28 protein-coding genes are annotated in these 26,841 nt (G+C 63.8%); 16 read left to right on the top strand and 12 right to left on the bottom strand.

Features of this window, described 5'->3' with window-relative positions:
* Both Q0L57_RS01945 and trxB read right to left on the bottom strand, forming a co-directional pair.
* Positions 1-832: LysR family transcriptional regulator (locus Q0L57_RS01945; protein WP_296737283.1), on the bottom strand; the 832-nt coding region annotated here is incomplete at its 3' end.
* 71 nt (positions 833-903) lie between these two features.
* Positions 904-1,878, bottom strand: a complete 975-nt coding sequence (gene trxB, locus Q0L57_RS01940) for a thioredoxin-disulfide reductase (RefSeq protein WP_296737281.1) — start codon at positions 1,876-1,878, stop codon at positions 904-906.
* Between the two features lie 237 nt (positions 1,879-2,115).
* On the opposite strand from trxB, the gene Q0L57_RS01935 reads away from it, so the two are divergent.
* The gene (locus Q0L57_RS01935; RefSeq protein ID WP_296737279.1) at positions 2,116-2,595 is read left to right on the top strand and encodes an Lrp/AsnC family transcriptional regulator; all 480 of its coding nucleotides are present in this window, start codon (positions 2,116-2,118) and stop codon (positions 2,593-2,595) included.
* A gap of 153 nt (positions 2,596-2,748) precedes the next feature.
* Positions 2,749-3,543 carry a glycosyltransferase family 2 protein gene (locus Q0L57_RS01930; RefSeq protein ID WP_296737278.1) on the top strand — a complete coding sequence of 265 codons (795 nt, stop codon included), beginning with the start codon at positions 2,749-2,751 and terminating at the stop codon, positions 3,541-3,543.
* 9 nt (positions 3,544-3,552) lie between these two features.
* Here the strand turns inward: Q0L57_RS01930 and Q0L57_RS01925 are convergent, their stop codons facing one another.
* From Q0L57_RS01925 to Q0L57_RS01910, 4 genes are all read right to left on the bottom strand, one after another.
* Positions 3,553-4,194 carry an HAD family hydrolase gene (locus Q0L57_RS01925; RefSeq protein ID WP_296737276.1) on the bottom strand — a complete coding sequence of 214 codons (642 nt, stop codon included), beginning with the start codon at positions 4,192-4,194 and terminating at the stop codon, positions 3,553-3,555.
* A complete protein-coding gene (locus Q0L57_RS01920; RefSeq protein ID WP_296737274.1) occupies positions 4,187-4,759 on the bottom strand; it encodes an SIS domain-containing protein in 573 nt (190 codons plus the stop codon). Before Q0L57_RS01920 ends, Q0L57_RS01925 begins: the two co-directional genes overlap by 8 nt.
* Positions 4,760-4,766: 7 nt before the next feature.
* Entirely contained in the window at positions 4,767-6,251 is a 1,485-nt protein-coding gene (gene rfaE1, locus Q0L57_RS01915) for a D-glycero-beta-D-manno-heptose-7-phosphate kinase (RefSeq protein WP_296737272.1), read from the bottom strand.
* A 132-nt stretch (positions 6,252-6,383) separates the two neighbouring features.
* A complete protein-coding gene (locus Q0L57_RS01910) occupies positions 6,384-7,016 on the bottom strand; it encodes a LysE family translocator (protein WP_296737270.1) in 633 nt (210 codons plus the stop codon).
* Between the two features lie 158 nt (positions 7,017-7,174).
* Here Q0L57_RS01910 and rfaD point away from each other — a divergent pair, with 158 nt between their 5' ends.
* Genes rfaD through waaC form a run of 3 tightly spaced genes read left to right on the top strand, consistent with a single transcriptional unit; the run spans position 7,175 to position 10,088 of the window.
* Positions 7,175-8,122 (top strand): ADP-glyceromanno-heptose 6-epimerase, encoded by a 948-nt coding sequence (gene rfaD, locus Q0L57_RS01905; protein ID WP_296737269.1) that lies wholly within the window; start codon positions 7,175-7,177, stop codon positions 8,120-8,122.
* Positions 8,098-9,105, top strand: coding sequence for a lipopolysaccharide heptosyltransferase II (gene waaF, locus Q0L57_RS01900; RefSeq protein WP_296737267.1), 1,008 nt, complete (start codon positions 8,098-8,100; stop codon positions 9,103-9,105). Before rfaD ends, waaF begins: the two co-directional genes overlap by 25 nt.
* Complete coding sequence (waaC, locus tag Q0L57_RS01895) at positions 9,102-10,088, top strand: lipopolysaccharide heptosyltransferase I (protein WP_296737265.1); 987 nt, start codon at positions 9,102-9,104, stop codon at positions 10,086-10,088. The genes waaF and waaC overlap by 4 nt, the downstream gene beginning before the upstream one ends.
* On the opposite strand, the gene greA is transcribed toward waaC, so the two are convergent.
* Both greA and Q0L57_RS01885 read right to left on the bottom strand, forming a co-directional pair.
* A complete protein-coding gene (greA, locus tag Q0L57_RS01890) occupies positions 10,081-10,554 on the bottom strand; it encodes a transcription elongation factor GreA (protein ID WP_296737262.1) in 474 nt (157 codons plus the stop codon). The genes waaC and greA overlap by 8 nt on opposite strands.
* 270 nt (positions 10,555-10,824) lie before the next feature.
* The gene (locus tag Q0L57_RS01885; protein WP_296737261.1) at positions 10,825-11,364 is read right to left on the bottom strand and encodes a tetratricopeptide repeat protein; all 540 of its coding nucleotides are present in this window, start codon (positions 11,362-11,364) and stop codon (positions 10,825-10,827) included.
* Positions 11,365-11,542: 178 nt separating this feature from the next.
* Between Q0L57_RS01885 and Q0L57_RS01880 the strand changes: the two genes are divergently transcribed.
* The 6 genes from Q0L57_RS01880 (at position 11,543) to Q0L57_RS01855 (ending at position 17,643) form a co-directional block, all read left to right on the top strand.
* On the top strand, positions 11,543-11,968 hold the full coding sequence (locus Q0L57_RS01880) for a DUF3775 domain-containing protein (RefSeq protein WP_296737259.1): 426 nt from the start codon (positions 11,543-11,545) through the stop codon (positions 11,966-11,968).
* Between the two features lie 75 nt (positions 11,969-12,043).
* A complete protein-coding gene (locus Q0L57_RS01875) occupies positions 12,044-13,027 on the top strand; it encodes an extensin family protein (protein WP_296737257.1) in 984 nt (327 codons plus the stop codon).
* 95 nt (positions 13,028-13,122) lie between these two features.
* Positions 13,123-13,944 carry an extensin family protein gene (locus Q0L57_RS01870; RefSeq protein ID WP_296737256.1) on the top strand — a complete coding sequence of 274 codons (822 nt, stop codon included), beginning with the start codon at positions 13,123-13,125 and terminating at the stop codon, positions 13,942-13,944.
* 73 nt (positions 13,945-14,017) lie between these two features.
* On the top strand, positions 14,018-14,725 hold the full coding sequence (locus Q0L57_RS01865; RefSeq protein WP_296737254.1) for an LssY C-terminal domain-containing protein: 708 nt from the start codon (positions 14,018-14,020) through the stop codon (positions 14,723-14,725).
* Between the two features lie 133 nt (positions 14,726-14,858).
* A complete protein-coding gene (locus Q0L57_RS01860; protein WP_296737251.1) occupies positions 14,859-16,172 on the top strand; it encodes a hemolysin family protein in 1,314 nt (437 codons plus the stop codon).
* A 175-nt stretch (positions 16,173-16,347) separates the two neighbouring features.
* Positions 16,348-17,643 carry a glucoamylase family protein gene (locus Q0L57_RS01855; RefSeq protein ID WP_296737250.1) on the top strand — a complete coding sequence of 432 codons (1,296 nt, stop codon included), beginning with the start codon at positions 16,348-16,350 and terminating at the stop codon, positions 17,641-17,643.
* Positions 17,644-17,747: 104 nt separating this feature from the next.
* Here the strand turns inward: Q0L57_RS01855 and Q0L57_RS01850 are convergent, their stop codons facing one another.
* Positions 17,748-18,353, bottom strand: a complete 606-nt coding sequence (locus Q0L57_RS01850) for an NADPH-dependent FMN reductase (RefSeq protein ID WP_296737248.1) — start codon at positions 18,351-18,353, stop codon at positions 17,748-17,750.
* 91 nt (positions 18,354-18,444) lie between these two features.
* On the opposite strand from Q0L57_RS01850, the gene Q0L57_RS01845 reads away from it, so the two are divergent.
* Entirely contained in the window at positions 18,445-18,813 is a 369-nt protein-coding gene (locus tag Q0L57_RS01845; RefSeq protein ID WP_296737246.1) for a helix-turn-helix domain-containing protein, read from the top strand.
* Between the two features lie 477 nt (positions 18,814-19,290).
* On the opposite strand, the gene Q0L57_RS01840 is transcribed toward Q0L57_RS01845, so the two are convergent.
* A complete protein-coding gene (locus Q0L57_RS01840) occupies positions 19,291-19,686 on the bottom strand; it encodes an acyl-CoA thioesterase (protein WP_112098883.1) in 396 nt (131 codons plus the stop codon).
* A 193-nt stretch (positions 19,687-19,879) separates the two neighbouring features.
* Between Q0L57_RS01840 and Q0L57_RS01835 the strand changes: the two genes are divergently transcribed.
* The 3 genes from Q0L57_RS01835 to Q0L57_RS01825 are packed head-to-tail and all read left to right on the top strand — an operon-like array spanning position 19,880 to position 23,621.
* On the top strand, positions 19,880-21,496 hold the full coding sequence (locus Q0L57_RS01835) for a GMC family oxidoreductase N-terminal domain-containing protein (protein WP_296737241.1): 1,617 nt from the start codon (positions 19,880-19,882) through the stop codon (positions 21,494-21,496).
* Complete coding sequence (locus Q0L57_RS01830; protein ID WP_296737239.1) at positions 21,493-22,707, top strand: mandelate racemase/muconate lactonizing enzyme family protein; 1,215 nt, start codon at positions 21,493-21,495, stop codon at positions 22,705-22,707. The genes Q0L57_RS01835 and Q0L57_RS01830 overlap by 4 nt, the downstream gene beginning before the upstream one ends.
* Positions 22,704-23,621, top strand: coding sequence for an NAD(P)-dependent oxidoreductase (locus Q0L57_RS01825; protein WP_296737238.1), 918 nt, complete (start codon positions 22,704-22,706; stop codon positions 23,619-23,621). The genes Q0L57_RS01830 and Q0L57_RS01825 overlap by 4 nt, the downstream gene beginning before the upstream one ends.
* Positions 23,622-23,692: 71 nt before the next feature.
* Here the strand turns inward: Q0L57_RS01825 and Q0L57_RS01820 are convergent, their stop codons facing one another.
* Positions 23,693-24,631: a diacylglycerol kinase family protein gene (locus Q0L57_RS01820; RefSeq protein ID WP_296737236.1), complete on the bottom strand. Its 939-nt coding sequence runs from the start codon at positions 24,629-24,631 to the stop codon at positions 23,693-23,695.
* An 819-nt stretch (positions 24,632-25,450) separates the two neighbouring features.
* Between Q0L57_RS01820 and Q0L57_RS01815 the strand changes: the two genes are divergently transcribed.
* A complete protein-coding gene (locus tag Q0L57_RS01815) occupies positions 25,451-25,972 on the top strand; it encodes a hypothetical protein (protein ID WP_296737233.1) in 522 nt (173 codons plus the stop codon).
* Positions 25,973-25,976: 4 nt separating this feature from the next.
* Here Q0L57_RS01815 and Q0L57_RS01810 read toward each other — a convergent pair whose 3' ends face one another.
* Positions 25,977-26,603 carry a hypothetical protein gene (locus Q0L57_RS01810; RefSeq protein ID WP_296737231.1) on the bottom strand — a complete coding sequence of 209 codons (627 nt, stop codon included), beginning with the start codon at positions 26,601-26,603 and terminating at the stop codon, positions 25,977-25,979.
* Positions 26,604-26,841 lie beyond the last annotated feature (238 nt).

The raw sequence follows: 26,841 nt of genomic DNA, 5'->3' as shown, positions 1-26,841 counted from the left end.
TCTTCATCGCGTCGGGATAGGCGAAATAGGTGTCGAAGGACGGCACCTCGGTCTCGGGCAGCAGCTGGACCAGGTTCGAATCCTTGCTGATGACGTAGTCGGGCAGCATGGCGATGCCCGCGCCGCCCTTGACCGCGCGCTTGATCGACAGGATGTCATTGATCTGCAGGGTGGGCACCCTTTGCCCGCCCTCGAAATCGCCGATCGTTTCCAGCCAGTTCAGTTCCGACAGATGCGAGGGCACCGGCACGCCGAAGGTGACGATGCGATGGTTCCTGAGTTCGGCGATCGAGGCCGGCTTGCCGAACTTCGCGATATAGGAAGGCGCCGCGTAGAGATGGAAATGCACCGTGAACAGCCGGCGCTGGATGAGGTCCGGCTGCTGAGGCTGGCGGAGCCGGATGGCGCAATCGGCCTGGCGCATGGTGAGGTCGAGTTCCTCATTGGCGAGGATCAACTGCAGGCTGATCTCGGGGTAAAGCTCAATGAATTCCTGCACCCGCTCGGTCAGCCAGCCGGCGCCGAGGCCGACCGTTGTCGTCACCCGAAGCACGCCGGAGGGCCGGTCCTTGGTCTCGGTAAGCCGCGACTTGATCGTCTCCAGCTTCATCAGCACGTCATGCGCCGTGCGAAACAGCATCTCGCCCTGTTCGGTCAGCACCAGGCCGCGGGCATGGCGATGAAACAGCGCCACGCCGACATCGTGCTCCAACGCGCTGACCTGGCGCGAGATCGCCGATTGCGAAAGATGCAGCGTCTCGGCGGCATGGGTGAACGACCCAGCCTCCGCCGCGGCGTGAAATACGCGTAGCTTGTCCCAGTCCAGCGCCATGATTCCCCTCGTGTTGCTTTTGGCGTCTGAATGAAAAATCAGGCTTTTAAACGACTTTTTTCAGCCGATTTCTATTCCGCTGCTTCGCGATGGACCTCGATGCCGGCCAGATATTTTTCGGCCTCGAGGGCGGCCATGCAGCCAAGCCCCGCAGCCGTCACCGCCTGCCGGTAGACGTCGTCAGTGACGTCGCCGGCGGCGAACACGCCCGGCACGTCGGTGCGCGTCGAATCCGGCGCCGTCCACAGATAGCCGTTCGGCTTCTGCTTCAGCTTGCCGACGAAGAGCTCTACCGCCGGCGCGTGGCCGATCGCGACGAAGACGCCATCGACCTTCAGCCGCGACACCTCGCCGGTCACCACATTGCGCAGTTTCAACCCTTCGACCGAAGGCGGCAGCGGCGCCTTGCCCGGCTGGCCCGTGATTTCGTCGACGACCGTGTCCCAGATGACGCGGACATTGTCCTTCTTGAGCAGTCGCTCGCGCAGGATCCTTTCGGCCCGGAAATCGCCGCGCCGGTGGATGATCGTGACGCTCTTGGCAAGATTGGCTAGGTAGAGCGCTTCCTCTACGGCCGAATTGCCGCCGCCGACCACAGCGACATCCTTGCCGCGATAGAAGAAGCCGTCGCAGGTCGCGCAAGCGGAAACGCCGAACCCCATGAAGGTCTGCTCCGACGGAATGCCCAGCCACTTGGCTTGCGCGCCAGTGGCGATGATCAGAGCGTCGGCCGTGTAGACGGTGCCGGAGTCGCCGACGGCACGGAACGGCCGCACTTTCAGGTCGACCTCGGTGATGATGTCATTGACGATCTCGGTGCCGACATGTTCGGCCTGCTTGAGCATCTCGCCCATCAGCCAAGGACCCTGGATCGGATCGGCGAAGCCGGGATAGTTTTCGACGTCCGTGGTGATCATCAGTTGGCCACCCTGCTGCAGTCCGGCAACCAGCATCGGCTTCAGCATGGCACGCGCGGCATAGATCGCCGCCGTGTAGCCGGCCGGACCGGAACCGATGATGAGAACGGGCGCGTGCTTGGTGTTCATAAAAAAGTCCCCTGCGGCGAAGGCCGTGGCTTTGTCGCGCGTAATGTAAGTGTTGCCCGCCAAGCCAGCAAGACGAGCGGACCGTCGTCCCCGGAAAGCTTCGGCCCATGTGGCTATTCGCCCGGCGGCCGATTTCGTTACCATCCAAAAATCGTTTTGGAGAGGGGGGCTGGCGTCAACACAAAAGTCGTTTAATTACACATTCGCGAAAGATTCTTGCGCCAAGCTGAGACAGCCATGCCCCTGAAAGCCGATCTTGACGCCATCGACTGGAAGATCCTGCGCGAATTGCAGAATGACGGCCGCATGACCAATGTCGAGCTGTCGAGCCGGGTTGGCATCTCCGCGCCCCCCTGCCTGCGCCGCGTCCGGCGGCTGGAGGAGGCTGGCATCATCCGCGGCTACCGCGCCCTGCTCAACGCGCCGGCGCTTGGCATGGACGTGGTCGCCTTCTGCCTTATCGGCCTGCACCACCAGGCCGACGCCGAACTGAAGACATTTGCCGAACGCACGCGCGGCTGGCCGATCGTGCGCGACGCCTGGATGGTCTCGGGCGAATCCGATTTCCTCCTGCACTGCGTGGCAAGCGACCTCGGCACCTTCCAGACCTTCGTCATCGAGGAACTGGCTTCGGCCCCCAATGTCGACACGGTGCGCACCGCGCTGACCATCCGCCGCGTCAAGGACGAGGGCCTGGTGGCGTTCGAGCGGCCTTGAGGCAGGCCGACACGAATTCTCGTCACACTGCCGCCGCGTTGCTATTCGACAGAACTGCTTGGAAGAGGGGTTAAGTCCGGCTTCGTCGCGCGATTGGTTTCCGCGCGCAGGCGGCGTAAGCTCCGTCAACAAATCCGAGGTCGGAAGGGGACCATGACCCGATTCGCAAGCCCGATTTCGGCGCTCATCATCTGCATGAACGAGGCCGACATGATCGGTCCGTGCCTTGAGAGCATCGACTTCTGCGCTGAGATCATTGTCGTCGATTCCGGCTCGACCGATGGCACCGTCGAGTGCGTGCAGGACTACATAGCCAAGGGCTACCCGATAAAGCTGCTGCACAACGACTGGCCGGGATTTCCGCGCCAGCGGCAATTCTCGCTCGACCACGCGACACAGCCCTGGTGCCTTTCAATCGATCCGGACGAACGCGTCGACGACCAGTTGCGGCAATCGATCGTGGCCGCCACGCAGGAGGTGAAAGGCGACGTCGACGGATGGTACGTTCGCCGCCGCGACTGGCTGAAGGGCTACGGCTATGCCCATCGCTGGGTGCTGCACAACAGACTGCTGAGGCTTTTTCGCCGCCAAGGCGCCACCATGGATCTGACGGCGCGGGTGCATGAATCCTTCAGCGTGCCGGGCGAAACCAGGACGATCGAAAGCGGCGTGCTGCTGCACCGGCGCGAAATATCGGTCGAGGAGGATCTCGCCCGCGCCAACGCCTATTCCAGCCTCAAGGTGGTCGCGCTGGTCGAGAAGGGCAGGAAGCCGGGGCTGGTGCGGCTGGTGCTTTCGCCGCTCGGCAATTTCCTGAAGTTCTATCTCGCCAAACGCTACTTCCTGTGCGGCCGGCACGGGTTCGTCTACTCGATGATGGTGTTGGTCTATTCCTTCGCCACCGAGGCAAAGCTGTATGAGGCTTCCGAGGGCAAGGATCCCGCCTGACGCTTGCGGTCAGGCTGGGCCAAGCTGCTTCAAGGCCGCTATCAAGCCGCCGAGATCGGCAGCGGTCCGCAACGACCGGGTGGCAAAGCCGGATTGAAGGGTCGCCTCGCCGTCGACAAGCCAGCCTTGCGGCAGTCCGGCATGCTGGCCAGCCTCCATGTCAGCCAGCTTGTCGCCGACCATGAGGGATCGCTTGAGATCGATGTCCAGGCGCCTGGCCGCCTCGAGCAGCATGCCCGGATTGGGCTTGCGCATCGGATGGTCGGCGATTGCCAGCGGGCCCGAGCCGGCTTCGTGATAGGCGCATGCGAGCACCATGTCGACGGTGGCGTTCTCCTCGCCAAGCAGGTCCAGCACCCGCTGGTTGACCCGGGCAAACGCGTCCCAGCCAAAATAGCCGCGCGCGATGCCAGACTGGTTGGTGACGACAATGGCCGGGATGCCGCACGCGTTGGCGGCCTCTATGGCGGGCGCGATGCCGTCGCGCAGCACCACGTCAGCCGGATCGCCGGGATAGCCGACATCGACATTGATGGTGCCGTCGCGGTCGAGGAAGAGCGCTGGCCGGCCGGATGGAAAAATTCTGCTTCCAATCCGCTCGACCCACAGGCCGGGCTCGGCAAGCGGAAACTCCCGCCTGGCTTCAGCCATTGCTGAGACGCGCTTCCACCGCCTCGCACAGGTGATGATAGAGGCAGAGGTGCCCCTGCTGGATGATCGGCGTCGAGGTCGAGGGCACGTTGAGCAGGATGTCGGTCAGAGGCTTGAGCTTGCCGCCGGTGTCGCCGGTCATGCTGATCACCGTCATGCCCATCGCCCGCGCCTGCTCCGCGGCGGCGAGGATGCTCGGCGAATTGCCGCTGGTGGAAATCGCAAGCAGCACCGCGCCCTCGGACCCATGCGCCTCGACCTGGCGCGAGAACACGGTGTCGAAGCCGTAGTCGTTGCCCCACGCCGTCAGCACTGCCGCGTTGGCCGGCAGCGCGATGACATTGTAGGCCTTGCGCTCCTTGAGGAACCGGCCGACCAGTTCGCCCGCGATGTGGATGGCATCGCTGGCGGAGCCGCCATTGCCGCAGATCAGCAGGGCCTTGCCCTGCGCCAGCGCCGCAACGACCACGCTTACCGCGCGTTCCATTTCTCCGGTTAGGTCACGCTCGACCATCGCCGAGATCGCCGCCGCCGAGCGGACCAGATAGTCGTTCAGTTGAGACATGAGATCCTCAGTTGGTGGCCCGCATCTTGCCGATGGTGTTTGTCGTGCTCTTGCCGGCGACGAGGTCGACCAGCACCACGCGCCCGCCGGCCTTCTGCACGACGTCGGCGCCCACCACGGTCTCGATTGTGTAGTCGGCTCCCTTGACCAGTATGTCCGGCAGCAGCGCCTCGATCAGGGCCAGCGGCGTATCCTCCTCGAAGACCACGACTGCATCGACGGAGGCAAGCGCGGCGAGAACGCAGGCCCGGTCATGCTGGTCGTTGACCGGGCGTCCGGGCCCCTTCAGGCGGCGCACCGAAGCGTCGCTGTTGAGGCCGAGGACCAGCCGGTCGCATTGGCTGCGCGCGGCGTGCAGCAGACTGACATGGCCGGCGTGCAGGATGTCGAAGCAGCCATTGGTGAAGCCCACCGACAGGCCTTCTTCCTTCCAGGCCGCCACCATCCTGGCGGCGGCGCTGGCGTCGAGAATGGCATCCTGGTGGGCCACCGGCCCGTGGGAGCGGAACAGCGCGCCGGAGAGTTCCTCGACCGTCAGCCGCGCGGTGCCGCGCTTGCCGACCACCACGCCGCCGGCGGCATTGGCGATGACGGCGGCCTGCACACGGTCAGCACCGGCGGCCAGCGAAAGGGCAAACGTTGCGATGACGGTATCGCCGGCGCCGGAAACGTCGAACACTTCGCGTGCCTGCGTGGCAATGTGACGGGCATCCTCGGCGCTGACGACGCTCATGCCCTTTTCGCTGCGCGTGGCGACGATGTACTCGAAATCATGCGCCGCGATCAGGTCGCGCGCGGCAGCCACGATCTCCTCATCGCCAAACACCGCGTGCCCGACCGCCTCACCAAGTTCCTTGCGGTTGGGCGTGACCGCGGTCGCGCCGGCGTAGCGGGCATAGTCACGCCCCTTCGGATCGACCAGCACCGGCTTTCCGGCATCGCGGCAGATCGCGATCAGTTCGGCTGCAACGCCGTCGAGCAGGATGCCCTTGCCGTAGTCGGACAGGATGACGATGTCGGCACGCCCAAGCGCTGCCTGGAAGTGCTCGACAAGCGTCGCCCGCTCGGTACCGGAGAGCGGCTTGATCTCCTCCTCGTCGAAACGCAGCACTTGCTGGTTGAGCGCGCTGAAGCGACTCTTCGACGAGGTCATGCGGCCGCGGCGCTGGGCAAGGCCGTCGGTGTCGACACCGAGTTCGCCCAGCATGCGCATCAGATTGTCGCCGGCCGGGTCGGCGCCGATCAGGGAAACCGGGATCGCCGCAGCGCCCAGCGAAACGATGTTGGAAACGACATTGCCCGCGCCGCCCAGGGTCAGCATCTCGCCTCGCCCGTGCAGCACCGGGATCGGCGCCTCGGGCGAGATGCGTTCGATGACGCCGTTGACGAAGCGGTCGAGGATGAAATCGCCGACGACCAGCACAGTCGCATCGCCGAAGCGGGCGATGGCGCGGTGCAAGGGCTCGGGGGAAGGCGGATTATGCTTGATCATGTCACTGACAACACGCTGATAAGGCCGGTCTCGATCTTGCTGGTCACCATCGTCTGATGGCCGGATCATTCATGGCGAAGCCGATATACCGCAAATCCATGCAGCGCAACGGCGGCTCCACTGTCCCGTCGATCAGCTCTTCTGCAACGCGACGTGCACGCCGAGACCGACGAGAACCGCCCCGCCCGCCCGCTGCATCAGCCGCTGCGCGCGGCTCGAACGCCGCAGCCGGCCGATCACGGCGCCGGCCAGGAACACGCAAGTGATGTCGGCGGAAGAAAACATCAGGTTGACGATGGTGCCGAGCACGACGAACTGCAGCCAGATCGGGAATGCCGCCGAAGCGTCGATGAACTGCGGCAGGAAAGCCATGAAGAAGATCGCCGTCTTGGGGTTGAGCACCTCGACGGCGATGCTCTCGAAAAAGGCGCGGCGCGCAGATTTGCGCTCAATCGCGGGCAACACCGCGTCGCCCTCGATCCGCTTGCGAAACAGGGAGACGCCGAGCCAGATCAGGTAGAGTGCACCCACAAGCTTGACCGCCATGTATAGCGGCGGCACGGCATGGAACAGCACCGACAGACCCGCTGCGGCGGCAAAGACATGCACATAGCCGCCCAGATGAATGCCCAGCGCCGCAGTTAGGCCGGACCAGCGGCCACGCACCATCGTCTGCGCGGCGGCATAGAGCATGGAGGGACCTGGAATATAGGCAAAGATGGCGGTGGTGGCGAAAAACGCGATCAGCAGTTCGGTCGACGGCATCGTCCCTGTCCCCTCATCGAAATGTCCCCGTGCGAGCCGACTGAGGCGAAAGCTTTGCGGCGCCACTGAGGCGCATGCAGCTGCTTTGTCGACAGCCCGAGATACCTCCCTTATAAGAGCCGGAATCGGCAAGTGAAACGAGTATCGGGGCCAACAGCATGATCATCGTCACGGGCGGCGCCGGCATGATCGGCTCCAACATCGTTGCCGCGCTCAATGCCGAAGGGCATGACGACATCGTGGTCGTCGACGACCTGACCGACGGCCACAAGATCGCCAACCTGGCCGATCTGCGCATCGCCGACTATCTCGACAAGGACGATTTTCTCGGCCGGCTCGAGGACGGCGGGCTCGGCCGCGTCGAGGCCGTTTTCCATCAGGGCGCCTGCTCGACCACCACTGAATGGAATGGCAAGTTCATGATGGATGTGAACTATGCCTATTCGAAGCGGCTGTTGCACGCCTGCCTGGCGCTGCGCGTGCCCTTCCTCTACGCCTCGTCGGCGTCGGTCTATGGCGGCGGCAGCGAGTTCCGCGAGGAGCCCGCCCTCGAGCGGCCGCTCAATGTCTATGCCTATTCGAAAAAGCTGTTCGACGACTATGTTCGCCGCAATGTCCTCGACACCGAACACTCGCAGGTGGCGGGCCTGCGCTATTTCAACGTCTACGGGCCGCGCGAGGCGCACAAGGGCTCGATGGCCTCGGTCGCCTTCCATCTCTTCAACCAGGTCGAGCGTGGCGAGAATCCGAAACTGTTCGGCGCCTATGACGGCTTCGGCCCCGGCGAGCAAAGCCGCGATTTCATCCATGTCGGGGACGTCGCAGACGTCAACCTGTGGCTTTGGAAGCGGGGGTCGAGCGGCATCTTCAACTGCGGCACCGGCCGCGCCCAGCCGTTCCGCGCCATTGCCGAAACGGTGATCGACACGCTCGGCAAGGGCGAGATCGAGTTCATCCCCTTCCCGGACCACCTCAAGGGCAGCTATCAGAGTTTTACGCAGGCTGATATGTCCCGCTTGCGCGCGGCCGGCTACAATGGCCAATTCCGGACCGTAGAAACCGGCGTCAGGGACTATGTCGAATGGCTGAAAGCCCAACGATCCTAGTGATCGGCCCACGCTGGGTGGGCGACATGGTCATGGCGCAGTGCCTGTTCTCAGCGCTGAAGGAAAAGCATCCAAACGCCGCCATCGACGTGCTGGCGCCGGCCTGGGCGGCGCCCATAGTCAAGCGCATGCCGGAAATACGCAGCCAGATCGACTTCCCCCTAATGCCGGGCGCTCTCGAATTCCGCAGCCGCATGCGTTTCGGCCGCCTGCTGCGCGGCCGCTACGACATGGCCTATGTGCTGCCCGGCAGCTGGAAATCGGCGCTGATCCCGTTTTTTGCTCGGATTCCGCGCCGCGTCGGTAACCTCAGGGAAATGCGCTACGGCCTGCTGACCGATGTCGTGCCCCTGCCGGATGCCCTCAAGCGGCGCACCGCGCGAGCCTATTTCGGCCTTGCCCGCGGCGGCACTTTTCACGCACCGAAACTCACAGTCGATACGGCTAACCAGGCCGAGCTGCTGGCGAGGTTCGGGTTGAGCGGCAAGAAATTCGTCACTTTGATGCCTGGCGCCGAGTTCGGCCCGGCAAAGCGCTGGCCAAGCGACCACTATGCCGGGCTTGCCCGAGCGATGATTGAAAAGGGCTACGGTGTCGCGCTGCTGGGCTCGAAGAACGATGCCAGCGTGACCGGCGAGATCGCCACTCTGGCGCCGGGTGCCATCGACTTGGCCGGCAAGACGAAACTGGCAGACGCCATCGATCTGCTCGCTGCCGCCGACCTTGCCGTATCGAACGACAGCGGCCTGATGCATGTCGCCGCCGCCGTCGGTACGCGGGTCGTGGCCGTCTACGGATCGACCTCGCCCGAGAACACGCCGCCGCTGACCGAGCGCTCCGAATTGATCTGGCTCCACTTGTCCTGCTCACCCTGCCACAATAAAATCTGCCCGCTCGGCCATCTCAATTGCCTGAAGACGCTCGAAGTCGCGCGCGTCATGGCCGCCGCCGAACGGCTGCTGCAGGTTCCGGCCACCGTATGAAGGTGCTGATCGTCAAGACGTCGTCCATGGGCGACGTCATCCACACTTTCCCGGCTGTCGAGGACGCGCTTCACAACCGCCCCGATGTGACGTTCGACTGGTGCGTGGAAGAGGCGTTCGCCGGCATCGTGGCGCTGCATCCGGCGATCCGAAGCATCCACAAAGTGGCGATCCGGCGCTGGCGCAAGAAGCTTTTCGACAGCCGGACCTGGCGCGAGATGGCAGGCCTGCGGCGAGCGTTACGGTCGGGGAACTACGATCTGGTGATCGACGCCCAAGGACTGTTGAAATCCGCCGTCGTCGCCAGGCAGGCCGCATCACCGATTGCCGGCTTCGACCGCTCGAGCGCACGGGAGCCAACAGCAACGCTGCTTTACGACCGCAAATACAGGGTCGCTCGTGATTTGCATGCCATTGAGCGCACACGCCGCCTGTTTGGACTGGCCCTCGGCTATCAGCCGGATCTGTCAGTGCTGGGTTCCGGTATCGTCGCGCCGGCTTCCGGCATGCCGGCCATCGAGGGGCGCGCCGCCTTCCTGCTGCACGGCACCAGCCGCGAGGACAAGAAATGGCCGGTCGGTGACTGGATCGAGACCGGCCGGCAGTTGGTTGCCAGAGGTTTCACGCCAGTCGTGACATGGTCGAACGAAGCGGAAAGGAAAGTGGCAGAGGCGATCGCCTCGGCCGTTCCAAACACTGTGCTGATTCCCAGATCGCCGTTGTCCGAGATCGCTGCGATCCTCGGTCGCTCGGAAATCGTGATTGGCGCGGATACCGGCCTCACCCATCTCGCGAGCGGTTTCGGTCTGCCCACGGTCGCCATCTTCCTGGCGACCGAACCGGGCCTTACAGGCCCGCGCGGACCGTTTTCGACGACCTTGCTGGCGCCGGCCGGCGGCAAGGTCACGCCGGCTGAAGTGATGGCCGAAGCCCAACGGCAATTGGCGCTCGGATTACAGGCGCATACCCAAGTTCCTAGATGAACTGCACCTGGACGATCTCATAGCCCCTTGCGCCGCCGGGCGCATTGACCTCGATGGCGTCGCCGACTTCCTTGCCGATTAGCGCGCGCGCGATCGGCGAGGAGATCGAGATGCGGCCGGACTTCACGTCCGCCTCCTGGTCGCCGACGATCTGGTAGGTCTTCTTTTCCTCGGTGTCTTCGTCGACCAGCACCACGGTGGCGCCGAATTTCACCTTGTCGCCGCTGAGCTTCGAGACGTCGATGACCTCGGCGCGCGCGATCAGGTCCTCAAGTTCGTTGACGCGGCCTTCATTGTGGCTCTGCGCCTCTTTGGCCGCATGATATTCGGCATTTTCGGACAGGTCGCCATGCGAGCGTGCTTCGGAGATCGCCTCGATGATGCGAGGACGCTCTTCCTGCTGGCGCCAGCGCAGTTCTTCCTTCAATGACGCGAACCCGTCGCCTGTCATCGGGACCTTGTTCATATGCCTGACCTTTCCTGCCGCCACCCCCGCTCGCCGGGAATGGCCTTGTCGATGGTACAAAAAGAAAACGGTCCGGCAGCCTGGGCTAACGGAACCGTTTCACCACAATTTCGGTCAATATAGCGATCTTCGCGCGATTTTCACGCTCAAAAATGAAGTCCGGCAAAATGATCACCGCTTTCGCGCTGGCTGCCCGGAGGCAAATGCCGCGACCGAACGCAAAAAACCGGCCGCGTGTCCGCAGCCGGTTTGAAAGGAGCCGAGTTGCAATCAGCTTCTCAGGAAGTGATCGATCTGCTCGGACAGCATGCCATATTCGCGAGAACCTTTGCCGGTCCGCATCTCGATTTGTTTAAGCTGCTCCTGGGCGCCGGCAAGATCGCCGATCTGCAGATGCGCCTCGCCGAGATATTCGCGCACCAGCGTGTAGTTCGGATCGATCCGCAGCGCCTCTTCGTAGTAGCCGAGGCCTACGGTGACACGGCCGGAATGGCGATGCGAATAGCCGAGATAGTTGAGGATTCGCGGATCCTGCTTGTTGGCGGCCAGCGTCAAGACCGAGATCGCCTCGTCATAGCGCCCAGCCATCGCCAGGTCATGGCCGGCCTCGTAGATGCTGTCGTCATCCAGCATGCCGTATTGGGGCTTTACGCATTTGTTCTTCTTCTTGTCCCAGACCTCGCCCTTCTTGCACTGGGTGGTGGTAGGGCTACCGCCTCCGCCGCCGCTGTCGCCGGCTGTGAACGCGGGCGCCACAAACAGCGGCAAGGCGGCAACAGCCATGACCTGAACAAGCAATCGTCTGCGCATCGAAGCCTCCGTGAGCGTGACAATGCCAGATTAACGCCGGCGCGATCCGGTTTCATCCCCGAAAACCCCGTGTCTGCCGAACAATTTTGGACGACTGTGGAGGCAGCCTTGCCTCCAGACGTGACGCGCGCCGCAAATCCGCTATCATCCGGGCAAGCGCATCACGTGGAGAAGGACCGTGCAGCAGCGCCGCGAGAAGCAATGGGAGCTTTCGATTGATCCGGACACGGTGCGCCTGTTCGTCCTCAAGGCCAAGGCTTTGAGTGCCGCCGTCAACGAGGATTATGACGACGGCGCCGAGCACGAGGTCGAGTTCGACGGCGACAGGCACGCCAGTCATCACCACGATGGGCTGGTCGAGGAGGCCTCGGAAAACCTGACCGAGGAGGAGTTCCGCGAGCTGATCAACGACCTCAATGTCGACGAGGCCGCCGAGCTGATAGCCCTCGCCTGGGTTGGCCGCGGCGACTTTGACGCTACCGAATGGGCCGATGCAGTGGCCGCGGCGCGCGAGCGCGCCAACAAGCGCACGGCGAAATACCTGCTTGGCCTGCCGTTGCTTGCCGATTGGCTCGCGGAAGGCCTTGAGGTGATCGGCGCGTAACGCGCCGGTAATCGATTGTGATCGGCTGCTCCAGGCTTCCAGGCAACTTCAGGATGCCGGCGCCGTTTCCGGGCGATGGCGACGCTGAGCTTTTCCCGATTGTGCATTCTGGCGTTGCCGCTGGCGGCGATGTGCCTTGCCACCCCCGCGCTGGCGAGACACCACCATCACAGGCTGCACAAGGGCGATCCGTCCTCCAACAATCAAAACACGGCGCCGGCGCTGGAAACGCCTGCAACGCCACCAATTCCCGAACCCCGTCCCACCGGTGCCGAAAGCGGTGTGGACACCGAGGCTGCACCACCAAAACAGGACAAGGAACGGCAGCCGTCGGCTGGCAGCCAGTCAGCGGCGCCGCAAACCCCGGCGGTCGTTGCCACGCCACCGGAAAAACCGGCTGAGCTTGAGCCGGAGCCCCCTGCGGCCGCTCCGCTGCCTCCACAGAAACCGGATGAGGCTGGCGGCGAAAAGATGCTTCCCGATCCTCGTTCCGCTGATCTGCCTGCCGACAAGATGCCGGAGGACGAAGTCGCCTGCCGCGGCCGGCTCAAAGCGCTTGGCGTCGAATTCGAGGAACACAAGGCCGAGCACGATGCTGGAATCGGTTGTTCAATACCCTACCCTATCGTTCTGAAAACGCTTGGCAAATCCATCAGCATCACCCCGGGCGCGGAGCTCGACTGCCAGATGGCGGAGGCGGTGGCGCGCTTTGCGGTGGATGTTGTCCAACCAACGGCCAAGGCCGAGTTCGACGCCGATCTGAAGTCGATCAGTCAGGCATCCGCTTTCGTCTGCCGCCCTCGCCATGGCACGCACAAGCTGTCGGAACACGCCTTTGGCAACGCGCTCGATATCGCTTCCTTCACGCTTTCGAACGGCAGCAAGATCGACGTCGCTCCGGCGCCTCCCGAGAAGGACGCGAAGTTCCTGGACGCGGTGCGCAAGGCCGCCTGCGGACCGTTCAAGACGGTGCTTGGTCCCGGCAGCGACGCAGATCATTCGCTGCACTTCCACTTCGATCTCGAGCCGCGACGCCATGGCGGCACCTTCTGCCAATGACGCCGCAATTCGGCCCCAGGCGTGAATCCCGGCGCTGATCTTTCCTTTACCCTTGATGGTTAAAATTGTGCCATTCGGGGACAAGGACGCCTTCAATGGCCGCAAGACTTGGCGCCATGCTTGCTGTGGCGCGACAGAGCAATCGCGCGCGAAGCACTGCCTTCAGGCTGATCACCGGCCTTGCCATCGCGGCCGTGTCAGCCTGCACCACCGGCGATGTCTTCTCGCTGCAGCCGGCGGTCGACGTTGGCAGCCAGACCGCGGCGGTGCCCGATGTTCCGCAATATTCCGGCATGCAGCGGCTGGTTCCCTCCAATCCGTACATGACCGCCGCCTATCCGCGCATGGATCCCCCGATGTCGCCGGTCGAGCAGATGCCGGCCAGCGAGGTCGACTGCCGCAACGAACTGAAGCGTCTCGGCGTCGTCTACACCGATCTGGCGCCGATCCACGAAGGCCAGTGCGGCATCGACTATCCGGTCAAGGTTTCGGCCATCGGCAGCGTCGACATGAAGCCGTCGGCCACGCTGACCTGCGCCATGGCCGCGACATTCGCCGCCTGGACGAAGAACGAGCTCGTTCCGGCCGCCCGCTGGCGTTATTTCTCCGGCGTCAGGGCCATCCACCAGGGCTCGAGCTATTCCTGCCGCAACATCGCCGGCGAAGGGGTGTTGTCCGAACATGGCAAGGGCAACGCGCTCGACGTCATGAGCATCGAGCTCAACAATGGCGATGATATCGACGTCCGCAAGCCCGGCCTGTTCGCCTTCCGCACCCGCGGCTTCCTCAACAATGTGCGTGCCGATGGCTGCCAGTATTTCACCACCGTGCTCGGGCCGGGCTACAACTACGACCACCGCAACCACTTCCATTTCGACATCAAGAACCGCAGGAATGGCTATCGCGCCTGCCGCTGATGCCGACAGCCCCCTGCCCAACTCGCGCGACGCCGCTTAGAGTGATGTCGTATTCGCTTTGGAGTGGCCGCTTGTGAGTGAACAAAGCCTTGGACGGCGCGCGACGATCTGGCTGGCGGCTTTCTGCGCCGGCTACCTGGCGCTGGCCTATATCGCGGCGCCGGGTTTCTGGACCTGGCGCGAGCGCGGCTTCCGTGCGCAGCACTTCGAGATGATGACCCGCACGCCGCAGGGCATCCCGGGCGACCCGATCAACATTGGCCTTGTCGGCACCGAGAAGGAGGTCGTCCACGCCTTCGCGGTTGCCGGCTGGGACACGGCCGATGCCGTCACACTGAGGACCGCGATCGACATCGGCGAAAGCGTGCTCTTTTCCCGCCCCTATCCCGATGCGCCGGTTAGCCGGCTGCTGTTCAACGGCCACGCGCAGGACCTGTCTTTCGAACAGCCGGTCGGCAATAGCGCCGACCGGCGCCACCATGTCCGCTTCTGGCTGACGGACTCGGTCGGCGACGATGGCCGCCCGTTGTGGCTGGGCGCCGCCACCTTCGATCGTGGCGTCGGCCTCAGCCACGATACCGGTGCCGTCACTCACCATATAGGCCCGGACATCGACGCCGAGCGAGGCCACCTGATCGGCGACCTGACGACGGCCAGCGTCTTGATCTCCACCGGCGAAATGACAGGTGTCGGCCCGACCAAGACAGGTAGAAACGGCGGCGGCGATCCCTATTTCACCGACGGCGCGGTGGTCGTTGGTGTGTTGAAGATGCTGCCATGACAAGGTTGTAAGGATAACCCTTGCAACTGCGTTCGGCGCCGCGCCGCGAGCCGCCTGAACAGTCCGCCTGTCATGCTCCAAAAATAATGTCGGACTATTTTCGAATGCACTGCGGCAATGCTATTGACCTGCCATGCTTTACGTTGAAATCGCCGTCGTGGCCGTCCTCATCTTGGTGAACGGCCTTTTATCGATGTCGGAGCTCGCGATCGTCTCGTCGCGGCCAGCTCGCCTCAAGGCGATGATCGACCGCGACGTCAAGGGCGCCGGTCGCGCGCTTGCCCTCGGCTCCAATCCCGGCAAATTCCTCTCGTCGGTGCAGATCGGCATCACACTGGTCGGCGTGCTGTCGGGCGCTTTTTCCGGCGCCACGCTGGGCGAACGACTGGCGCACTTCCTGGCTTCGACCGGCATCCGCGAGAATATAGCCAACCCGGCCGGCGTCGGCATCGTCGTCGCGGTCATCACCTATGCCTCGCTCATCGTCGGCGAGCTCGTGCCGAAGCAGATCGCGCTGAGGGACCCGGAGCGCGTTGCCGCCAGGGCAGCGCCGGCGATGACCATCCTCGCCACCATCGCGGCGCCACTTGTCTTCCTGCTCGACTTGTCCGGCCGCGCCGTTCTTTGGCTTCTTGGCCAGCGTGGCGGGCCGGAGGAGAAGGTCACCGACGAGGAGATCAAGATGCTGGTCGCCGAGGCCGAGCATCACGGCACCATCGAATCCGACGAGCGCCGCATGATTGCCGGCGTAATGCGTCTGGGCGACCGCGCCGTGCGCGCCGTCATGACGCCGAGGACCGAAGTGGACTGGATCAACCTGCAGTCCGATGAGGCCACAATCAGGCGGCTCCTGGTAGAGACCCAGCATTCGCGCCTGCCCGCCGGCGACGGCGGCGTCGACGTCATGGTCGGTGTTGTCCAGACTCGCGACGTTCTGGCCGCGCTGCTCGCCGGCCGCGCGCTCGACCCGCGCCGGCATGTGCGCGCCGCCCCCATCGTCTATGATCAGGCCGACGCACTCGACGTGCTGCAGAAGCTGAGGGAGTCCGACGTCCCGATGGCGCTGGTCCATGACGAATACGGCCACTTCGAAGGCATCGTCACCCCGGCCGACATCCTTGAGGCCATCACTGGCGTTTTCCGCTCGGATCTCGAAGCCGGCGAGGAAGAGGAAAACGCCGTCAAGCGCGAGGACGGCTCGTGGCTGCTCGCCGGCTACATGCAGGCCGACGAGATGGCCGAGGTGCTAGGCATCGACCTGCCAGAAAACCGCGACTACGAGACCGTGGCGGGATACGTGCTGTCGCATCTGCACCACCTGCCGGCGACCGGCGAGTGTGTTGACGCGCAAGGCTGGCGTTTTGAGGTCGTCGATCTGGACGGTCGCCGCATCGACAAGCTGATCGCCACCCGCCTGCCTGACGGTCACAGGCCGATCGCGCGATGATCATGCCGATGTGTCGATGCGCGTCCGGCGGCTGCGCCTTAGGCACGACGCCATGACTGCCAGGAAAGCATGGGCGTAGGCCACAGTCGACGCTTCCCAATCGATGCCTACTCACCGATTGTTGATGGGCCGCTTGAATGGAAAATGCGACCGGAGCCCGATTACATCGATAGCCATGGATGCATTGAACGAACACCCGCTGAACGAGCAGCTCCTCCAGAACATCCAGAGTCTGTCATTCGAGTACTTTCTCAACGAGGCCAATGCCGAAAACGGCCTGATCGCCGACCGCAACACGCAAACGTCCCCTGCCAGCATAGCCGCCGTTGGGCTCGCCCTGTCGTCCTATCCTGTCGGTGTCGAGCGCGGCTTCGCGACCCGCGCCGCGGCAGTCGAGCGAACCCTTGCCACGCTCCGCTTCTTCTGGAACGCGCCGCACGGACCGCAACCCGATGCCACGGGTTACAAGGGATTTTACTATCATTTCCTCGACATGAAGACCGGCCGCCGGGTCTGGAATTGCGAGTTGTCGACGATCGACACCGCCCTTCTGCTGGCCGGCGTTCTGGCTGCCGGCGCCTATTTCGACCAGGATGACGAATCGGAACTGGAAATCCGCCGGCTGGCCGATGCGCTCTACCGCCGCGCCGACTGGCTATGGGCTTTGAATGGCGGCAGCGCGATCACCCATGGCTGGAGGCCGGAGACTGGCTTCCTGCCCTATCGCTGGGAAGGCTACGACGAGGCGCTGATCCTATACGTGCTGGGCCTCGGCTCGCCGACCCACCCGCTCCCGCCCGAGAGTTACGCGGCCTGGCTCTCGACCTATGTCTGGAAGAAAATCTACGGCCGGGAGATGGTTTACGCGGGCCCGCTCTTCATCCACCAGTTCTCGCATGTCTGGATCGATTTTCGCGGTATCCGCGACGCCTTCATGCGCGACCACGACAGCGACTACTTCCTGAACAGCCGCGAGGCGACCTATCTTCAGCGCGACTACGCCGTCCGCAATCCGAGGCGCTTGATCGGTTATGGCGAGAATTGCTGGGGCGTTACCGCAAGCGACGGCCCCGGCCCGATCGCGCCGGCGCCCCACCGCCGCCGCTATTTCGGCTATCTCGCGCGTGGCGCGCCATACGGCCCGGATGACGGCACGCTGTCGCCCTGGGCGGCGATCGCCTCGCTGCCCTTCGCGCCGGAAATCGTGCTGCCGGCGCTACGCCATTTCCATGACATGGACCTGCACGCCGGCAACCCCTACGGCTTTACCGCTAGCTTCAATCCGACGATTGCCACCGCTGACGGACGTTCCTGCGGCTGGGTCTCGCCGGACCATGTCGGCATCAACCAGGGACCGATCGCTCCGATGATCGAGAATTACAGATCGGACTTCCTGTGGCGGTTGATGCGCGGTGTGCCGGCCATCGCAACGGGGTTGCGCCGTGCCGGGTTTTCGGGCGGCTGGCTGTGAGCGCAGCCGCAATCGGACCGCGCGGCGCCTTTCCCCAAACAAGATGGGGCGACGCAAGCGCCGCCCCATCGCAAGATGTTTCCTTGAAAGGATAATCCCAAAGCTCAGGCCGCCTCGGCTTCGCCCTTGATCGCATCGGCGGCGCGCGCCGCCTTCAGCACCTTGGCCCACCAGGCGATGTCGTTGACGAGCGCGGTGGCGGCCTGATTGAGGTGCTCGAAATCCTCGAGCTTCTTCTCGCCCTGGCGGACGGCAAGGAAGTCGCCCCAGGCGATGTGGACGGCCGACTTGACCGGAGCCATCTGCAACTCGACGGCAATCAGGCGAAGCTGCTCGACCGCGCGCGCGCCGCCGACGCTGCCATAACCGACGAAGCCCGCCGGCTTCTTGTTCCATTCATTGGCGGCGTAGTCGATGGCGTTCTTCAGCACGCCGGTCGGTGCATGATTGTACTCGGCGGCGGTGAAGATGAATCCGTCGAATTCGGCTACCTTCTTCTGCCAGCGCTGCGCCATTTCGTTCTGCGAGGGCGCCCAGGCCGAGGATGCGACCTCGTCGAAGAAAGGCAGCGGCCAGTCGCGCAGATCGACGATTTCGACATTGATGTCGGCATGCGCCTTGGCGATCTTGGCAATCCACTGCGTCGGCACGTCGGCGAAGCGGGCGGCGCGCGTCGAACCGACGACGATGGCGATTTTGGGCTTGGACATTGGGAGGCTCTCCTTGCGGGAATTTGTGGTATCGTTTGGATACCGGCGCTATATGAGATACTGACAACTTGGCGCGCAAGGAGGCACTTCTTTGTTACTGAGGCACCCGCACAACACCGAGGACTGCAGGGCAATCTCGGAGATCCTGCAGCGGGTCGGCGACAAATGGACCGTGCTCGTCGTCGGCAAGCTTGGCGGCGGACCGATGCGTTTCAACGAGCTGCGCGCCGCTGTCGGCGGCATCTCGCAAAAGATGCTGACCACCACCCTACGCGGGCTGGAGCGCGACGGCTTCGTCACACGGGAAGTGTTCCCGACCATTCCGCCGCGCGTCGACTATGAGCTCACGGAGCTCGGCCATGAGCTGCTCGTACCCGTCGGAGCGCTCGGCGAATGGGCGCGCAAGAACACTGCACGAGTGCAGGCCGCGCGCGCGAAGTTCGACGGCATTCAAGCCTGAAACCCTTGCGCGGCAAGCGTTTTCGATTCTGCTCCAAGTTGTGCAGTTACGGTTGAAATCGAGCCCTTGCTCAACCTCTTTGCCCCACCGCGTCGCGCCCGGATGCATCGTCGCAACCGTTACTGGATAGCCTTGGAACGATTAGCCCCGCTCCACGTCTGACCGGCCCTCACGCCCTCGTGATGGGGTTGCCGCAACAGACCGTGCCGCACGCATCGAGTCCAGCTGAACGCTGATTGACGGCTGTCTGGTAGTGGATGCAGGCAACACGTGGGAGGTCTTTGCGGACCTCAACATAGGCGGTTATCCCTAGCAGGCAGACCAAGGCAAGAAGGGCCGCCACGAGCCAGCCGTTCAGCATGTGTTGACGCATTGTCTTCCTCCAGCGCCGGCACAGTCGGGCGTGAAGGCAACCATCGGATGTCGCCCGGCGCGCCTGCCGCGTGGGCGTTGTTACAAAACCGCAAGCTCAGGGAATCAGCTCTCCGCCGGTACCGGCTTCGGCTTGCCCTCGCCGTCGAGCGCCACCATGACGAAATCGGCGTGGGTGACCTTCTCCATCAGGTCGGAGAGATAGCGCTGCGCCCAGGCCTCCACCTTGAGCACCATCGAGGTGCGCCCGACGCGCTCGACATGCGTGTAGATGCAGAGTGTGTCGCCGATCTTCATCGGCTTGGCGAAGGACATTTCCTTCACCGCCGCCGTCACCACGCGGCCCTTGGCGCGCTCGGCGGCGCGGATGCCGCAGGCAAGGTCCATCTGCGCCATCACCCAACCGCCGAATATGTCGCCGGCGGCATTGGCATCGGATGGCATGGCCAGCGTCCTCAGCGTCAGGTCGCCGAGTGGCTTTCCTTCGGCATAGTGCACCATGGGGGAGATCCTTTTGAGGTCCGGTCCCCTGATCCCCTACCAACGCGATTGCGATGTCGCAAGATTGGGCGAACGCGAAAAGCGCGCCACCGGAGCGGTCGCTTTTTTCACAAGGCATGCCGGAAGCGACAGCGACGACGTAAGCCGGCAATGTCTAGGTTAAGCCGCAAATTTCGGAGCCTGTCCGTCCATTATGCAGACTTATGATTTCATTGTCGTCGGCTCCGGTTCGGCCGGTTCGGTCGTTGCGGAAAAGCTCTCGGCATCCGGCCGCTTTTCGGTGCTGGTGCTGGAGGCGGGCGGAACCGACCGGCGTTTCTACGTCCAGATGCCGCTTGGCTACGGCAAGACCTTCTTCGATCCGGCGGTCAACTGGAACTACAAGGCCGAGCCTGATCCGGGTCTCGCCGGCAACGCCGACCACTGGCCGCGCGGCAAGCTGCTCGGCGGCTCGAGCTCGATCAACGCCATGGTCTATATCCGCGGCGCGCGCGAGGATTTCGACGCCTGGGCGGCGGCGGGCAATCCAGGCTGGAGTTATGACGACCTCTTGCCCGCCTTCAAGGCGCTGGAGGACAACCAGGCCGGCGCCGACAAGTGGCGCGGCGTCGGTGGACCCTTGCACATCACCGATTGCTCGAAGACGGCGCACCCGCTCACCAAGCGCTACCTGGCGGCGGCGCAACAGGCCGGCCTGCCATTCAATCCGGACTTCAACGGCGCCACCCAGGAAGGCGTCGGCGTCTATCAGATCACCACCAGGAACGGCCGCCGCATGTCGGCCGCCCGTGCGTTCCTGCGGCCCGCGATGAAACGCGCCAACGTCCGTGTCGAAACCAACGCGCTGGTGACAAGGATCCTGTTCGAGGGCAAGCGCGCCATCGGCGTCGAATACGAGCAGAACGGCGAAACCAGAACCGCGCGCGCCGGCCGCGAGGTAATCCTGTCCGGCGGTTCGGTGAACTCGCCGCAACTGCTGCAGCTTTCCGGCGTGGGGCCGTCCGCCCTGCTCGGCGATCTCGGGGTTGCGGTCGTGCACGGCAATGACAATGTCGGCGCCAACCTGCAGGACCATGTCGGTGTCAACTATACCTTCAAGGGCAGGCTGCCGACGCTCAACCAGACGCTGCGTCCGTGGTGGGGCAAGCTCCTGGTCGGCATGCAATACATCCTGCTGCGCTCCGGTCCGCTGTCGATGTCGATGAACAATGCCGGCGGCTTCTTCCGCACCGATCCGGCGTCCTCGCGCCCGAACATGCAGCTCTATTTCCAGGCCTTCTCGACCGTCATCCCGAGGAACGGCGAGCGCCCGATTCTCACGCCCGACCCGTGGCCGGGCTTTTCGATCGGCCTGTCCAACTGCCGGCCGTCGAGCCGTGGCGAGATCATGATCCGCTCGAAGAATCCACGCGACTATCCGAAGATCACCGCAAACGCCTATTCCACCAACGCCGATGTCGACGAGATGCTGGCGGCGGTGAAATTCGTGCGCAAGATCGCCTCGATGCCAGCCATGGCCGAGATCATCGAGGAAGAAGTCCTGCCTGGACCGTCAATCGCTTCCGATGCCGACCTGATCGACGATTTCAGGAAGCGCTCGGGCACCGTCTATCACCCGGTCTCGACCTGCCGCATGGGTCCTGATGCATCCCGGGCCGTCGTCGACCCGCGGCTGAGGGTGCATGGAGTCGAGGGCCTGCGCGTCATCGACGCCTCGATCTTCCCCGACAACATCACCGGCAACACCAACGCCGCCTCGATCCTGACCGGATGGAAGGGCGCCGAACTGGTTCTGGAGGACCAAAAATGAAGATCACCGACGTTAAGACCTGGGTAGTCGGCAACCCACCGCCCGGCATCGGCGGCAAGTATTTCATCTTCGTCAAGCTGACCACCGACGGCGGCGTGGTCGGTTACGGCGAGGCCTACAACGCCACTTTCTCCGCCCATGTCACAGCCAAGCTGGTCGAGGACATGGCCGAACGTTACCTCGTCGGCCACGATCCGCACGATGTCGAGAACTTCTTCCGCCGCGCCTACTCGTCCGGATTCACCCAGCGGCCCGACGTGACCGGCATGGGCTGTTTCTCGGCCTTGGAGATGGCTTGCTGGGACATCATCGGCAAGGAAGCCGGCAAGCCGGTCTACAAGCTGCTCGGCGGCCAGGTGCACGAGACGCTGCGCTCCTACACCTATCTCTATCCGCACACCGGCAGCGTCCATTCCGAGGACGCGCCGGCGGGCAGGAACGTCTACAACGACCCCGAGATGGCGGCCGCCTGCGCGCTCGAATACGTCGAGCAAGGCTTCACGGCCGTGAAGCTCGACCCGGCCGGTCCCTACACCGCCTTCGACGGCCACCAGCCGCGACTGCTCGACATCGATGTTTCCGCCAGCATGATCAAGGCGATCCGCGAGGCGGTCGGCAGCCGCGCCGATATCCTGTTCGGCACGCACGGCCAGTTCACCGCTTCCGGCGCGCTGCGCATGGCCCGCGCCATCGAGCCGTATGATCCGCTGTGGTTCGAGGAGCCGGTGCCGCCGGACATGCCCGAGGTGATGGCGCAGGTCGCGCGCGGCACGTCGATTCCGATCGCCACCGGCGAGCGGCTGACGACAAAATCCGAATTCGCCCGCGTCATCGAGAACCGCGCCGCGACCATCCTGCAGCCGGACCTCGGCCGTTCCGGCGGCATTCTGGAGACCAAGAAGATTGCGGCAATGGCGGAGGCCTACCACATCCAGGTCGCGCCGCACTGCTATTGCGGCCCGATCGTCGGCGCCGCCAATATCCAGCTTGCGGTAACCTTGCCCAATTTCCTGATCCTCGAATCCCTGAAGCAGTGGGACGGCTTTCATGCCACGCTGCTCAAGAAGAAGATCGAATGGCAGGACGGCGACGTCATCCCCTCGAAGGAGCCTGGTCTTGGCGTCGAGCTCGACGAAGCGGTCTGCGACGCGCACCCCTACAGCGGCAAGGAACTGCATCTGCAGATGATGCAGACGCCGCTGATGCCGTGAGCGAAAGCTACGCCTTCATCGGCCTCGGCCATCTCGGCGGCAACCTTGCCGCCAGCCTGATCCGCAATGGCTTCGCGGTCACCGTGTTCGACCGCGACCCCGCCGCCATCGAACGCCTCGTGGCGCTCGGCGCCTCGGCGGCGAAAAGCCCGGCCGAGGCCGCCGCGCACGCCGGCAATGCGATCACCTGCCTGCCTTCCCCGAAGGTGAGCGAGGCGGTGCTCGCCGGACCTGACGGCTTGCTCCAGGGCCTTCCCACCGGCGGCACCTGGATCGAGATGTCGACCAATGGCCGTGACGAGATTCTTCGACTTGCGGCACTCGCTTCGGCCAAGGGCGTCGAAACATTGGAATGCCCGGTCACTGGCGGCGTGCACCTGGCGGCGGCGGGAAGGATAACGGCGCTGGTCGGTGGGGATGCGGCGCTCTACGAACGCCACCGGTCGGCCATCGAAGCGATGTGCGCGAAGTCCTTTCTCATGGGTCCGATCGGCTCGGCGGCGGTGATCAAGGTCATCACCAACATGCTTGCCTTTATCCATCTGGTCGCGGCCGGCGAAGCCTTGATGCTGGCCAAGCAGGGTGGGCTCGACCTCGCCCAGTCCTACCACGCTATCGTCGCGTCCTCGGGCAACAGCTTCGTGCACGAGACCGAAAGCCAGCTCGTCCTCAACGGCTCCTACGACATCGGCTTCACCATGGATCTGGCGCTGAAGGATCTCGGCTTCGCGCTCGCCATGGGCGAACGGTCCGGCGTGCCGCTCGACCTTGCCGCGCGCGTCAACGCTATTTTCGAGCGAGGCAAGGAAGCCTATGGCGGCGGTGCCTGGTCGACCCAGATCGTGAAGTTGCTCGAGGACGCTGTGGGCACTGAGCTCCGAGCGCCGGGCTTCCCCTCGCGGCTTGAGACATAGCCGGCGAATTTTTAGCCAGCTGTTTCAATGGTTTTGCCACATCTATTGAATCAACCGCAGAGACGGTTGATTCAATATCTCAACGTCAGCGCGCCCGGCAGTATTTCAAAAGTCGCCGGAATCCGGCCTGGCGACTCGCCATCTATGTCGACCAGCGCGCCGTTCTTGTCTGCGTCGCCAAGCGGCTCCACCAGCACCTTGCGACCGCGCAGGATGGTGATCGCCGGATGGTTGCGGTGACGCCCGCCATAGAGCAGGCGCAGGTCCCGGATCAGCCCGAGCTTGCTTGCCGCGCGCACGATGACGACGTCGAATTCCCCATCGGAAAGCTCGGCATCCGGCGCGATCATCATGCCGCCGCCGAAGAACTTTCCGTTGGCGACCGCCACCAACGCCATGCGCGCCTCGACCGGCTCGCCGTCGTCTATGGTGATCCTGACATCCTGGAACTTGTAACGCATGAACTCCAGCACCGTGCGCCAGAAGAACAGCGCCTTGGCCGACACCCTTCCCTTGCGCTTGTCCGCGTTGACCGCACGATCCGCGGCGCCCGAAAGGCCGAGACTCGCTATGTTTATGAAGTGACGGCTGGCCAGCGCGCCGTGATCGTCGATGTAGCAGATGCGTCCGGCATCGACCTTCTTCGCCTCGGCTCCCGCCAGGTGCTTCAGGGCCGAGTCGATGCCGCGCGGCAAATCCAGGGCGCGCGCGAAATCGGTGCCGGTGCCGCAGGGCAAAAGGCCGAGCTCGCTCGTCCGGCCGGTTTCATGCCGTGCTTGCAGGAGCCCGTCGGCCACTTCGCTGGCGGTGCCGTCACCTCCGGCCGCGATCACCAGCGCGCAACCATCGGCCGCGAGGTCGATCGCCAGTCTTTCACCATCGCCGCTGATCTGGGTCTCGCGCAGGTCGAAATCGCCGAAATGCGCCTTCAAGGAAGCCGCGATTTGCGGCCAATGCCGCTTGAGCTTGCCGCCGCCGGCAACCGGGTTGAGAACCACCCCGACCTTCAAGCCGACCCTCCCCGAGGCTTGGAGCATATCTTCAAGCTCCTTTGCCGACATTGAAACCCGTGGCGACCGGCAGGGCAAGGCCCGGGCGTCAGCCGGACCGCTGAAATTTGGCGGGCAGGCTGTCTAAGGGGTTTGGCCGGGAAATTCCCAGGCTTGTGCCGTCGGTCCCCGATAATCCCGCTATCCACAGGCGTGCCTGTATTCCGCAGGACCCTTACCCGGCGTACATTCAACCCATCTCAGGCGGCTACCGAACGCCTCGCCGAAAGGCAAAAGCGCAAGGCGGATTTCCTGAGGCCCGTACGGCCCAGAACGAGAGCAGGCTCGCCTGTTGGAGGGACGGATGCCGAGACCTACGGGGCCGCGGAAAGCGTGCGAACGCCGACGGCGGACCGATGCAGCCATGAAGGCGGTGAAACCTTCGATGGCACGCTGAGCGAAGCCCGCGAGGGCGGAGACCGGTGTGGTCCGGAACGGACGTTGCTCTCGGGTGGCGACTGGCAGGACCGTCAAAATCAAGGCCGGCCTGGCGCGACATCTTTCGGGAGTTGCTGCCGAGATCAGGCTCTGATCAGACAGGGAGGCGCTGGGAGAAATCCCAGCGCCAACTGTCTTTTTGATCCTCTCGAACGGCTCGGGCACTTCGGCATTGCGGGCCCGGCTCCCGCGTCATTATTGATGCTTTTTGGCCACAGTCGCTGCCCAAGCAATCTTCGGCAACATGCCGTCATGCACATTTCATAATAGCGGCCAAATCCCGCCTTGTTCGACAGCGATTGATGCCCGCCGAGTGGGGAGAAATTTCGAAGGGACAAGACCGTGATCAAGACCGCCCTTGTCGCCATGACCATCGTCGGTTGCGACTGCGACGCCAAGCTCTGCGAATATATTGGCGAGACGCCCGCCAAATGGGCGACGATCGCCGACTGCGAAGCGGCGATGAAGAGCCAGATCCTGCACCAGCGCAACTTCAACTATCCGCTGGTTTCCGGCATCTGCCGCGCCAAGGGTTCGGCCTCGTCCTCGGAACTCGCTGCAAAAGCCTCGGGACCTGACCTCAAGCCACCAAGCCATGTCGTCGAAACCGCGGCTCCCCTGCCGCCAGAACTGGGTCATCGGCCAAGTGTCCCGGTTGGCACGACCGCCACCGCCAGCGAAACAGAAGCCGCGCGACCGGTCGCGTTCGAAGGGTCGGTCGACGGCGGGAGCTCCGTGGTCTATCGGACCAGGGCCGGCTATGCGGTGGTCAAGACCGATCTCGGCCGCGCGGCTACCGCCACGGTGGACATGGCCAAACGCTCGGCTAGCTGGCTGTCGGGCTTCGTGCCGAGTGGGCTGTAACAGCCTAAAGCTTGACTTTCAGGGTTTCCCAGAACTTGTCGATCAGCGGCTGTTCGGTCGCAACGTCGTGGTCGCCGATGCGCGTGATGATCAGCAGCCCCTGATCGGGAAGACCGAAACCGACGATCTCGAAATCGGCCCTCTCCGTGCGTGTCTTCACGGTCGCCTTGACGCCGGTCAGTTCCTTGCCGTCGGGAAGCTTGCGCGTCGTCGGCTCCTGCGTCAGCCTGCCGCCCGCCTGGACCGATTCCCGCGTCATCTCCTGCAGCATCAGCTGGTTGAGCGATACGGGGTTCAACTTCCCATATTCCTGCACAACGACGATCGTGCCGAGCGCCGACGCCATCAGATACTGGGTGACGCCGTCCCCGAGAGCGTTCTTGGTGACCGAAATGGTGCTTGGGTGGACGAAGGAGAAAGTCCCGCCGGAGAAGGTGGCGAAGTCGTTGCGGTCCAGCCGCGCCTTGCTCGTCTTGCCGCCCGGCAAGGTGATGGTCACATCTTCGCCGGGATCGATGTCGACGGCCACGCCGTCAATCGTCAGCCTGAAGGCTTTCGGATCCTCGGCGCGCGCAGATCCGGCGCAAAGCATGATCGTGGCGAGTGCCGCCGCCGCAAGTCTCAATCGCATCTGTCGTCCTCTTCAGGCGGTTTGGCCCAACAGTTCGACTATCGGCCTCCTCATGGCCGAAGTCCCTTCGGTGCCTTCGTTATCATCCACTCATGACAGATAACGAAGCCACGCGGCAAAAGGCTTTTGCCGGGTCAGCACCCGCCTGCCAAGCTTGGGAAGGAATACGGCCCAGGGCCCGCGTCGCCCGATTGATATTGCCCGCCCGATGCGGGAAGATGATAAGTCTATCCGGAAG

It is taken from the genome of Mesorhizobium sp., assembly GCF_024509055.1.
Lineage (GTDB): Bacteria > Pseudomonadota > Alphaproteobacteria > Rhizobiales > Rhizobiaceae > Mesorhizobium.
This window is presented reverse-complemented; position numbering and strand designations above follow the sequence as displayed.